Origin of the sequence: Ovoidimarina sediminis (genome assembly GCF_032586175.1) — a bacterium.
GTDB lineage: Bacteria > Pseudomonadota > Alphaproteobacteria > Rhodobacterales > Rhodobacteraceae > Ovoidimarina > Ovoidimarina sediminis.
Map to the genome: position 1 here is coordinate 1 of NZ_JAWHTE010000050.1, position 10565 is coordinate 10565.

The following is a 10565-nucleotide window of genomic DNA, read 5'->3' on the forward strand; positions in this document are numbered from 1 at the left end:
GTTCAGTTCTTTGTTCGTCAAGGCGTCGTCATGTGCTTCATGCGCCTTCTCAGCGGCCCGATAGTGCTTCAGGGCCGTATCCTTCTTCGGACCGGCGGGAGCCTTGTCCCAGGTCGCTTTGACGGATTTCATCTTATCGGCGGTCTTGGTCTCTTGGGGTGTCATTGGAGTTGTCCTTTCCTGGACGTTCCGGGAATAAGAAGCGTGCTGGCCTGCCAGGGTATTGGGTACCAGCACACCCTCACGCTTCTCGGCTACTCGGAAATGAAGCGCCGCCAAATATTCGGCGGGCACAGCTCATCTAGCCACTTTTTGGTCCCTCCCGCACTGACGCAGGTTAGTCTGGGCACCTGAACCAGGTCGATTTGAACGACAGTCGGGTTGGGACAACTGTTCCGGTTGTTGGACAACACTCGCGTTCTGCCGAAACTTCCTAGGGATGCCCGCGAAACGCTGGTCTCAATCAAGAGGAGTTTGCTGGTGGGAGATTCTCAGCCATCTGTCTGCATCATGAAGGTAGGTGGAGGCGCAAAGTGCCTTGTAAATTGGCAAATCGGGTTTCTCCGCGGAGACACAGTAGGTCAGTATTGCGATTTCACCACACCGCGTCGCTCGCCGTGCAGCCATGACCACAGAACGCCAGCCAGTGTTCTCCCGAAGGTGGCTCCAGATCTGGTCACCCTGAAGGATGCCGGGCGGATAGGGGAAAATCATGACCGCGTTGGTCGCGGTGGTTGTGCGTGCATGGTCCGCGCCGCTTGTCCAGAAGTGTCCCTCCATGTCCCAGAGAACCTGCTGCTCTCCGGGCGATAGGTTACCTGTCTTGTGCGCGGCGTGATCCGATGTCCTGACGTTCTGCGTAGAAACGGTCATTGGCCCGACCCGGATCCGCCAACAATGAACATCTGAAACATCACGAAGATGATCGCCAGTATCGTCCAAATTGCGCCGCTTGAGCCTAAGCGACCATCGGCAACAGTGGAGGCCGCCCGCTGAAAGGTTTGGGCCGGTGTGCTTTCTGGCAAAAGCAGGATCAACTCCCGCGCAACCCTACCGTGATCGCTCCCGAGCGTGGGAACATCACGGAACCTCGAAAGCAGACTCCCAAGCCGCGCACCCGCTGACTCGCGCCCAATCGTGACAAGGTCGGCTGTCTCGTTCCAGGGATCAAGACCTAGCCGTGCCAGCATCGAAAGGACAGTCACGGCATATCCATTCTGGTCCTCTCCGATAGTCGCATGGAGAAATCGCTCGAACTCTGGTGGTTGCAGATTGAGAGACTTGGTTCCGGTCATCGAATTCTTTCCTTGATTTCGGGAGCGCAGATCTCCCGCAAAGTTCAAAGATAGACGCTAGCCACTCCTCGTGCCCTTACGCAGGTCAGTCCTACGACCTGTTTAATTGTCCGCCGCCACTCTCTTCGCGGCCTGAATTCAGATCGCCGGGACTAACCTGCGTAAGCGCACGGCCGTCGAGCCTGATGTAAAAGAGGAAAAATCGTTCGACTGCGCAGACCCAGATCCTGGGAGGTAGCAAGCAGCCGCAAGCGACTGACCTGCCAACATCACGGAGGCCAGAGATGAACATGCGTTCATCCAGTTACACGGTAACCTTCTTGCACCCGTTCCGACTGACCGGTTTTTCGGATGAACTGCCTGCCGGGACCTACGAGGTCTTAATTCAGGAGGAACTTATGGGCGGGTACGGTTCCGAAAACTATCAGACAAAGGCCACCTATATGACCTTTTCCGGAAAAGGCGGCCGGGCGGGTTGGATGGAACTGCACGCGATAGCTGAGAGCGAACTGAGAGACGTGCTGAGCCGGGATCAGGCCGTGACCACGAGGAATAATCACAGCGATGCGGCGCTTTCTCCGCAGGAGGACTTGAAATGAATACTCCCGAATGGCTCAAACCTGGCATCTATGGTGCCATGATCGGCGCCGTTCTCGTCGGCGTCGTCGGATTCTCCTGGGGTGGCTGGGTAACCGGAGGAACCGCCAATGACAGGGCGATGGCGATGTCCCGCGACGACGTCGTCGCATCTATGGTGCCAGTCTGTCTTGACATGGCCAAGACTGATCCCGAGCGAACAAGCAAGCTGGCAAAGATACGGGCCGCCTCGATCTATCAGCGGCGCGATGCCCTGATGGACGCTGGATGGTCTACGGTGCCCGGAACCGATGCTCCGAACCGGGATATTGCACAAGCCTGTCTCGCAGCCCTTGACGTCGACAACTTGCCGGAACGCCCGGAAAATACGGTTGACGAAGGATGAGCCGCGCAGCGCCGATTGCTTTCCCGGAGACCACCGATCTCGAGCGGCGTGTGCTCGCCCATGAAAAGGTGCTTCAATCCCTGATCGCCTTCATGGCGCGCACGGAACCGCGTTTCGTGGATCACCTCCGGAAACGGTTCGTCGAACCTATGAGCATGGCGCGACACGAACACGATCACCGCGAAACCGATGATTACGCGGAAGAGTTCATCCGCGCCGTGATGCTTCTTGGAGAAGCGCGAGCGCCTCAGCTGAAGGAGCCGAAAGTGACCTATGAGCCACCCGGCTTGCCGAAGGACCAGGGTCTAGCGGTCCCTCTTCAAGGGCGACCCGCGCGTCGAGACCGGGTTCAGTTGAATGAAAGAAACGGCATCTGGGAGGTGAAGGTCGATGGCAAGTTTCGCGGCGACTACCACCAGAAGGAGCACGCTCTTGCGGCTATGGCCTTGATGAAGCTGTCCCGATTATGACCAACCGCTTACAATTGACGCACTTGCGGGTTTCAAATTCTGGACCGACGAACTCGCCCGGCCTTGAGTTCTTTCTAGGCGCTCCATCGTAAATCGGCTCGCGAGTACCCATATAACTACTACCGATGGCAAGGATCCCGGTCCGGAGTGGACAGGGAATTGGCGTCGGCCAATCAAAGGATTGATGACATGTCCTTCAAGGACCTGACCGCCAGGGCTGCGGCCGCACTGAAGCCGAAGCCTTCGGAGACAGCGAAGACCCCTGCCAACGAGAAGTCCACGGCCGAGGAGCACGAGTCCAAGGCCGCCATCGAGGACTGGGAGTCGAAATGCAATGAGCCCTGAAACTTCGCGTTACACGCGCCTCTTTTCGGAAAGGCGCGCGGACCACGCGCACCACCGCGAGAGAGGACCAAGCTCATGGAAGACCTGACCGAAAAGACCGTGGTCGTTTTCGCCCGGCCGTTCACCGTTCCAGACTTCGACGAGACACTTCCGGCTGGAGAGTACGAGATAGAAACCGAGCTGGTTTCGCCGCCGGACCACCGTGATCCCGAAGGTTGGAAAGCTTCTGTGCTTGTAAAGCTTCATCCCAGAGTATCACATCCGGGACTGGCAAGGATCCTTAACGTTTCGCTTGTCGACCTGGACCTGGCACGCGCTAAGGACAAGCTTACGGGTAGCGCTTTGTCCGATTTCTTTATCGACAAAATGCTGGCTGACCCAATGGTGCGCCTCGTTATGGAGGCCGACGGCGTGTCCGAAGTTCAGCTCAGACATTTCTATTCGGGCTCGCGACAGCCTGGGGCTGGCTCCGAAAAGATGAGGTCGGTCCCTGAAAGCGAAAGCCCAAGGGAGGTTTCGTCGATCCAGGCAGCCGAAAACGAAGGAATGCCGACGCGGCCGAACTGAGCTGCGCCAACGTATTTGCTTCAGGAGGACGCAATCCAATCGCAGCGGACTGGGCCCAAGGCGAAAAGAAGGGAAATGGCATGACCAATCATAACGGCGGCCCCGAAGATCAGGGCCCTTGGAAGGCCAAACAAGAGCGCGGTCCACCAGAAATCGATGCTATCCTTCGCCAAGGCCGCGAACGCCTGGGCGATCTGGTACTTGGCGGGCCGCCACCTTTGAAAAGCATTGCGCTGGCGGGTGCGATCGCTTTTGTCGCAGTTGCAGCCTGGTCGTCCTACTACACCGTTCCAAGCGACTCGGTCGCCGTTGTCCAGAGGTTTGGCAAATACACTGCCGAGGTTCCGCCAGGACTTCACTTCAAGATCCCGCTCGGCATCGACGTGGCCACGCTCGTTCCCGTGAAGCGACAATTGAAGCAGGAATTCGGGTTCACGACCCCGGGCGCGAGTGATCCATTCCAGAGCCCGATCGACGGCCGCCGCGAAACCGAGATGGTGACCGGCGATCTGAACGCTGCTCTTGTCGAATGGGTGGTGCAATACCGAATTTCCGAGCCACTGAACTTCCTCTTTGAAGTACGCCAGCCGGGCGCAACACTCCGGTACGTTTCCGAGTCTGTGATGCGCGAGGTGGTCGGCGACCGCACCGTGGATGAGGTCATCACAATCGGTCGTCAAGAGATCGAGAGTGAAGCGCTTTTGAAGATGCAGGCGCTTACCACGAAATATGCCATGGGCATCAGCATCGACCAGGTGCAGCTGAAAAACATCAACCCGCCTGGACCCGTTCAGGCCTCATTCAATGAGGTGAATCAGGCGCAGCAGGAGAAGGAGCGGCTGATCAATGAGGCGCGCCGCGAATACAACAAGGTCATCCCTCTGGCAGAAGGCGAAAAAGATCAGCGCATCCGCGAGGCCGACGGCTATCGCCTGAAGCGCGTTAACGAGGCCGAAGGCGACGCGGCACGGTTCACTGCGCTTCTGGCCGAATACCTGAAGGCGCCGGAAGTTACGAGGAGGCGGATATACATCGAGACGCTTCAGGACGTTCTGCCCGGCATCGGATCGAAGATCATCGTCGACGGCTCAACCTCAAGCATCCTGCCGCTTCTAAACCTCGACAGGCAACAGGGGGTACAGCCATGAGGATGAGATGGACAATTATTGGAGGGATCGTCGTTGCGGCCGTCGTGACGGTCTCGGGGGCTGTCTATACGGTGGGTGAGGTCGAACAGGCCATCATAACCCAATTCGGTAAACCCGTGGGAGATCCGGTTACCACAGCCGGCCTCAAGGTGAAGCTCCCTTTCATTCAGGAGGTCAACCGGATCGACCGCCGGGTTCTCGAGTGGGACGGCAATCCGTCCGACATGCCGACCAAGGATAAACTTTATATATCTGTCGACCTGTTCGCCCGCTGGAAGATCACCGATCCTCTGCAGTATTTCCTGCGCCTGCGCGACGAACGCAGCGCGCAATCACGTCTCGACGACATACTCGGCAGCGAGACCCGCAATGCCGTCGCCAAGCACGAGCTGATCGAGATCATTCGAACAACGAAGGACCGGGTCCCCCTGCGGGATACGCTTCTGACGGATGAGGAACGCGCGCAGGACATCGGCGCGCTGGTTCCCATCCAGAAGGGACGGGTCCTGGTGGAGCAGGAAATCTTTGCGGCCGCCGCCGAGAAGGTCCGCGTCTTTGGGATCGAGCTTCTCGATATCCGCTTCAAGCGGATCAACTACAATGAAAGTGTTCGTCCGAAGATCTACGACCGCATGATCTCCGAGCGCCGCCAGATCGCCGAACGCTTTCTGTCCGAAGGCAATGGTGAAGCTGCCCGTATCCGCGGCAACCGCGTGCGCGATCTGAACAAGATCCAGTCAGAAGCGTATCGTGAAGTGGAGGAAATCCGCGGCGTGGCCGACGCATCGGCGGCGGACATTTATGCGAGTGCCTACAACATCAGTCCCGAGGCGGCCGAATTCTACGGGTTCACGCGCACCTTGCAGGCCTACAAGGAAATGATCTCTGGGGGAACGACGCTGGTTCTCACAACCGACAGCGATCTCTTCACATACTTGAGACGCATGGAGGCCGAAGCGCCGGGCGAGAGCGGGCTTCCGCCATTCCTCGGGACCAGGGATGTGGTCGAACGCTGATGGAAGGAAAGATACAGCCATGACCGATGATCCAGTCGATCTCGACGCAAGGCGAAGCGCTGAAGGCAGGGTTGCAACCGAAATCCGGCGGCATTCCCTGAAGGATTTCGAAGCCGATCAGAGAGCGCTTCGCTTGCGCCAGGAAGAACTCGAAGTGCAGCTCCTCGCGGAACCTGCCACGAATTGGCATGAGGCGGCGATCAAGGCGCAGTATCTGATCCGGCGCTACGCCGAAACCGCGGAGGCCCGGGATGCCAGGCGACAGGACCTGATAGAGCGCGCGCTCGGTGATCTTGCGCGGCTGATCGAAGAGGAGGGTACGGAATAATGACTGAACATGCAGACAAGGTTAGACTGCCATTGCGTGCACTCAGGGACGTGCCCCAAAATCGTCTTTGTCTTCGTTGCCGCGCGCTTCTGGAGCTGACTTGGTAGCACTAGCCGTTACGCACGAGACGACCTACCGATATCGGAACCCGGTAAGCTTGGGCCGGCATAGATTGATGTTGCGCCCCCGCGAGACCCAAGATCTTCGTTTGATCTCGTTTGCAGTCGACGTCACGCCAAGTGCGACCATAACTTGGGCGCATGATGTGGCGGGCAATTCGGTCGCCACTGCCGATATCGCAACAGCCGGTAATCTCCTGCAAATCAAGAGCGAAGCAGTTCTCGAGCTCAGCGCGCCAGTCTGGCCGGTCTTTGATATCGCCGCTTCGGCAGCATCGTACCCTTTCCTCTATTCCGACGATGACTGGACGGATCTTGGTGCCCTTGCTCGACCGCAGTACTCTGATCCTTACAACCGCCTGCTGGTCTGGGTTGAAGGTTTCGTCATGCAGCGCCCGACCGACACGCTGTCGCTGCTTAAGGATGTCTCGAACGGGGTTTCCGCGCAGGTTGCTTATCAGTCCCGGGAGGTCGAAGGCACGCAGGGTCCGCTGGATACCTTGGACCGAGGCTGGGGATCCTGCCGTGACTTCGCGGTTCTTTTTGCAGAGGCCGCCAGAACACTTGGTTTCGGTGCAAGGCTCGTGTCAGGTTATCTCTACGACCCTTCGGATAATCTGACGGGCTCTGAGGGGGCCGGCTCCACCCATGCTTGGGTTGAAGTCTTCGTTCCAGGTGCCGGCTGGATTGCATTTGATCCAACGAACCGGGCAGTAGGATCGGGTAATCTCATCGCCGTCGCAGTCGGCCGTCGCATCGGACAAGTTGCCCCTGTCACGGGAAACTTCCACGGAACTAATACGGACCTTATTGAAATGAACGTCCAAGTTACTGTGCGGGCCGAATAGGTAATGAAAGACTTCCGTTAGCTAAACATCCTTAAATCCTTCACTGTTGCTTCCCGATATTGCACGCGACAGTCACGTGATCGTGCGAGCTACCAAACGCGGCGGACAAAGACAGCCAAAATCATGAACCCCAACCCGCCGGAAAGCCCAAGGCCCGCGGAAAGCCCTACAAGGTCTGCTAAGCCTCCAAGGATCATCGCACCGGTAGCCGTCGAGCCAATGCTCACCAGAATCCACAGGCTCATCACGCGGCCGCGCAGCTCGTCGGCCAATTCAATCTGGATCGTGGTTTGCATCAAGATGCCGGTCATGGTTGCAGCAAAGCCAAGACATGCCACCAGCGTCAGCGTGAGGGGCCAAACCTCCGAATAACCGATCAACGGGACAAGGCCGAGACCAGCCAGCGCTGAAAGAAGCGCCGCGCGTGGCAACCGGCGTTTGGTATGCCGGGGCATCACGGTGGTCGCGAGTCCGGCGGCCAAGGCACCAAGCCCCGCAACGGCGGTCAGCATACCAAGCCCCGTCGCGCCCCTGACGAAAACGCCATCGGCAATAACCGGCAGGATTTCCAATACGCCCCGTGAAACGAACGCCGCGACGCCCGTAACGAGGATCGCGCGGCGTATGAGCGCGCTCTGCATGACGTGTTTTATCCCGATCGCCAGATCCTTCAGGAATGGCGATGCCGCGGCACTCGACCGGTTTCGCCGGCGTGGGCGCAAGAGCGTGAGAGCGAATATGAACGGAAGATAGAAGGCCGCCTGCGTGACGAGTGAAACGCCGACGCCGCCGGTGGCGATGACCCAGCCGCCCAAAGCGGGTCCAGTCAGGCGGGCGAGGTTGAAATTGATCGCCGCCAGACTGACGACGGACGCCACGTCGTCTTCCTCGACAAGTCGCGGCGCCAAGGACATCCGGATCGGATGATGCGCGGCCATTGCTATACCGAGCAACCCTGAAATGACTACCAGAACGAAGGGTCCAAGCAGACCAAGCGAGTGGCTGGCAAACAGCACCAGCGCCCAAAAGCATAGAGCGCTCTGCGTGACCATCGCAGCGTGACGGGTCCTGACACGATCTACGAGCACTCCGAAGAACGGACCAGCGAACATGGTGGGTGAGAAATTCACGAACGCCACCAGACCGACAAAGCTGGCCGATGTGGTCATGTCCCAGGCAAGCCAGCCGACTGTCAGGCGCTGCATCCACAACGCATTCAGCGCGAAAACATTCCCGATCAGATAGATTCGGAAATCGCGCGATTTCAACGCGGCGAGGTTCATGAAGCGCATCTATCCCGCTGCGGGCATGGGCTCCAGTGTAAGCTCTCGATTTGGCGCCGGATGGCGGGAAAGTGCATCTCTATAAAGACGGTAGCCACTCAAATGCTTCCGCTGCGAAGGGACGCTTTCACCAAGTCCGGACACTCGTGAATTTGAGGCCAATGCCCATGAGGCGGACAAAATTGTTGTTCATGCAACCTGCGCAAGAGGTATGCCTAATCCGGCCGGTCTATTGAAAAATTGGTCTGTCCTAACCATATAAAAAAACAAGGGACGGAGCCGCCGGACCTGATTGATGCGACTGTCTCGAAGGCCAATCGCTCATCGTTTTTTCGGAAATCGCGCCTTTCGCCAAACCGCTCAGGCTGGTTACTTGGCCATCACGATCGATTTTCGCAATCACCATCGCGAAAGGACAACTAATGGGCTATTCGTCCCCCAAGAAGCAGTTGGATTTGAAAGAGTTTCTCAAAAAACCGGGCAAGCCCCGGCCCTCGCGAAACAGTTGGAAGCGGACGGCAATGCCGCCTTCGAAGACGGCTTCGCCTGATAAGCCTGAAGCAAAAGTGTCCTGACACGGCCTCCATGCACCACTCATCAAAGTCATCGCCTGACACTGTTCAGGCAACTATGAATTTACTGAGAACCGGCCCGTCCGGCGTGTCGCCGGCGTGGTAGCTCAATCTGTGAGGTCGAGATGGGAAAAGGCAACAAGAGACGCGGAAACAGGGAAGTAAAGAAGCCAAAGCAGGAGAAGCCTAAGACGCTGGCAACGGCCAATTCCGGCGCGGCAAGACCAGTCTCTCTAGGCGAGAAGAAAAGCAAATAGGCCTACATGCGGGTGAGCGAAGACCGCTCGCCTGCTTCCCGATTGGTTGCAGGCACGACAGACCGCGCAGATAAACTGTACCGCGGGTTTAGCCGGCGTTGGGGCAGCGCAGGGATGAGAGCCGATATCTGATGAATTCGCTCAGATGAACAGTTTACGGAAAAACTGAAGCTCGATGGTTAGCCGTCAGACCCGCACGCCCGCGTGGCGAGAAGGAGTCATCGCTGACACACAAGCAACAGTTCAGATTGAACTCTTTGTCTAGCAGGAAGGACTTCCTGCAATTGTCACGCTGTCTGCCTGCCAAGTTGTCAGAACAGAGGAGAGGGGAATGCTGATCAGATTTGGATTCGAGATTGAAATTGAGACCGCAGAGCCCGTCCCGATGTTGCTGGCGCTTTCCACCCGTCCTGAGCTTGCCGACGACATCGTCTTTGAGCGTGAGATCCAATTTTCAGATGAGCTCCCAACGAACACTTACTTGGATCGTTTCGGAAACAGGATAACCCGTCTTGTCGCACCGGGTGGCCAGCTTGCGATAAGGTCCGACGGCCTCATAGACGCCAATGATGCCTTCGATTTTCAGGACCTTTCGGCCAGACAAATCCCAATACCGGATCTTCCGGACGAGGTTCTGCAGTTTCTTGTCGCAAGCCGATACTGTGACAGCGACAACTTGATTAATGACGCATGGCAACTTTTCAAAGAGGTACCGGAGGGCGGGCGGCGAGTTCAGGCTATCACTGACTATGTCCATGCGAATGTTACCTTCGGCTACCAGTTCGGGCGTGCGAACAAGACTGCGTCGGAGACCTTTCGCGAAAAGTCAGGCGTCTGCCGCGATTTCGCTCATCTCGCAATTTCGCTCTGTCGCGCGATGAATATTCCCGCACGCTATGCCAGTGGCTATCTCGGCGACATCGGTGTTCCATACTCCGGACCCGGTGATTTCAGTGCGTGGTTCGAGGTTTATCTGGGCGATCAATGGTACACATTCGATGCTCGCCACAACCAACCACGAAAAGGTCGGATAGTGATGGTGCGAGGCGCTGATGCAGCCGATGTCGCCATGATCACATCCTTTGGCGAGCATGATCTGAAATACTTCGCCGTTTGGACAGATGAAATCGGAGTCAATCAGGGTGCATCAGAACTGCATCGGCTGATGCAATCACGACCGAAGGCCGAACCATTGGTGTTCCCTTCATCTGCGCGGGTCGCATGACAACATTGAGCGCTCGATAGATGTCCGCTTCGGGCTGATTGTGTTGAAAAACTCGGCTTGAGTGAGGCTTTAGCTCCTGATTCACTTCTCCCGAGGCAAGGGAGGTCTGG

At 57.4% G+C, this 10565-nt stretch carries 14 protein-coding genes; 11 read left to right on the top strand and 3 right to left on the bottom strand.

The features are described 5' to 3' along the window. Positions 1 to 459: 459 nt before the first annotated feature. Both RXV90_RS25305 and RXV90_RS25310 read right to left on the bottom strand, forming a co-directional pair. Entirely contained in the window at positions 460 to 873 is a 414-nt protein-coding gene (locus RXV90_RS25305) for a hypothetical protein (RefSeq protein ID WP_316653132.1), read from the bottom strand. Further along, positions 870 to 1295: a hypothetical protein gene (locus RXV90_RS25310; protein ID WP_316653134.1), complete on the bottom strand. Its 426-nt coding sequence runs from the start codon at positions 1293 to 1295 to the stop codon at positions 870 to 872. Before RXV90_RS25310 ends, RXV90_RS25305 begins: the two co-directional genes overlap by 4 nt. Positions 1296 to 1579: 284 nt before the next feature. On the opposite strand from RXV90_RS25310, the gene RXV90_RS25315 reads away from it, so the two are divergent. The 9 genes from RXV90_RS25315 (at position 1580) to RXV90_RS25355 (ending at position 7118) form a co-directional block, all read left to right on the top strand. Further along, positions 1580 to 1894 carry a hypothetical protein gene (locus RXV90_RS25315; RefSeq protein WP_316653136.1) on the top strand — a complete coding sequence of 105 codons (315 nt, stop codon included), beginning with the start codon at positions 1580 to 1582 and terminating at the stop codon, positions 1892 to 1894. Further along, on the top strand, positions 1891 to 2277 hold the full coding sequence (locus tag RXV90_RS25320) for a hypothetical protein (RefSeq protein WP_316653138.1): 387 nt from the start codon (positions 1891 to 1893) through the stop codon (positions 2275 to 2277). The genes RXV90_RS25315 and RXV90_RS25320 overlap by 4 nt, the downstream gene beginning before the upstream one ends. Next, a complete protein-coding gene (locus tag RXV90_RS25325; protein WP_316653140.1) occupies positions 2274 to 2747 on the top strand; it encodes a hypothetical protein in 474 nt (157 codons plus the stop codon). Before RXV90_RS25320 ends, RXV90_RS25325 begins: the two co-directional genes overlap by 4 nt. Positions 2748 to 2936: 189 nt before the next feature. Continuing rightward, a complete protein-coding gene (locus tag RXV90_RS25330; RefSeq protein ID WP_316653142.1) occupies positions 2937 to 3092 on the top strand; it encodes a hypothetical protein in 156 nt (51 codons plus the stop codon). A gap of 75 nt (positions 3093 to 3167) precedes the next feature. After that, on the top strand, positions 3168 to 3659 hold the full coding sequence (locus RXV90_RS25335) for a hypothetical protein (protein WP_316653143.1): 492 nt from the start codon (positions 3168 to 3170) through the stop codon (positions 3657 to 3659). Positions 3660 to 3739: 80 nt separating this feature from the next. Further along, positions 3740 to 4807, top strand: a complete 1068-nt coding sequence (hflK, locus tag RXV90_RS25340; RefSeq protein ID WP_316653144.1) for an FtsH protease activity modulator HflK — start codon at positions 3740 to 3742, stop codon at positions 4805 to 4807. Continuing rightward, complete coding sequence (hflC, locus tag RXV90_RS25345; RefSeq protein WP_316653145.1) at positions 4804 to 5823, top strand: protease modulator HflC; 1020 nt, start codon at positions 4804 to 4806, stop codon at positions 5821 to 5823. The genes hflK and hflC overlap by 4 nt, the downstream gene beginning before the upstream one ends. Positions 5824 to 5842: 19 nt before the next feature. Then, positions 5843 to 6151, top strand: coding sequence for a hypothetical protein (locus RXV90_RS25350; RefSeq protein ID WP_316653146.1), 309 nt, complete (start codon positions 5843 to 5845; stop codon positions 6149 to 6151). 100 nt (positions 6152 to 6251) lie between these two features. Then, positions 6252 to 7118: a transglutaminase family protein gene (locus RXV90_RS25355; protein WP_316653147.1), complete on the top strand. Its 867-nt coding sequence runs from the start codon at positions 6252 to 6254 to the stop codon at positions 7116 to 7118. An 89-nt stretch (positions 7119 to 7207) separates the two neighbouring features. Here the strand turns inward: RXV90_RS25355 and RXV90_RS25360 are convergent, their stop codons facing one another. After that, positions 7208 to 8401 carry an MFS transporter gene (locus tag RXV90_RS25360; protein WP_316653148.1) on the bottom strand — a complete coding sequence of 398 codons (1194 nt, stop codon included), beginning with the start codon at positions 8399 to 8401 and terminating at the stop codon, positions 7208 to 7210. Between the two features lie 373 nt (positions 8402 to 8774). On the opposite strand from RXV90_RS25360, the gene RXV90_RS25365 reads away from it, so the two are divergent. Both RXV90_RS25365 and RXV90_RS25370 read left to right on the top strand, forming a co-directional pair. Beyond that, positions 8775 to 8951, top strand: coding sequence for a hypothetical protein (locus tag RXV90_RS25365; protein WP_316653150.1), 177 nt, complete (start codon positions 8775 to 8777; stop codon positions 8949 to 8951). Between the two features lie 610 nt (positions 8952 to 9561). Beyond that, a complete protein-coding gene (locus RXV90_RS25370; RefSeq protein WP_316653152.1) occupies positions 9562 to 10455 on the top strand; it encodes a transglutaminase-like domain-containing protein in 894 nt (297 codons plus the stop codon). Positions 10456 to 10565 lie beyond the last annotated feature (110 nt).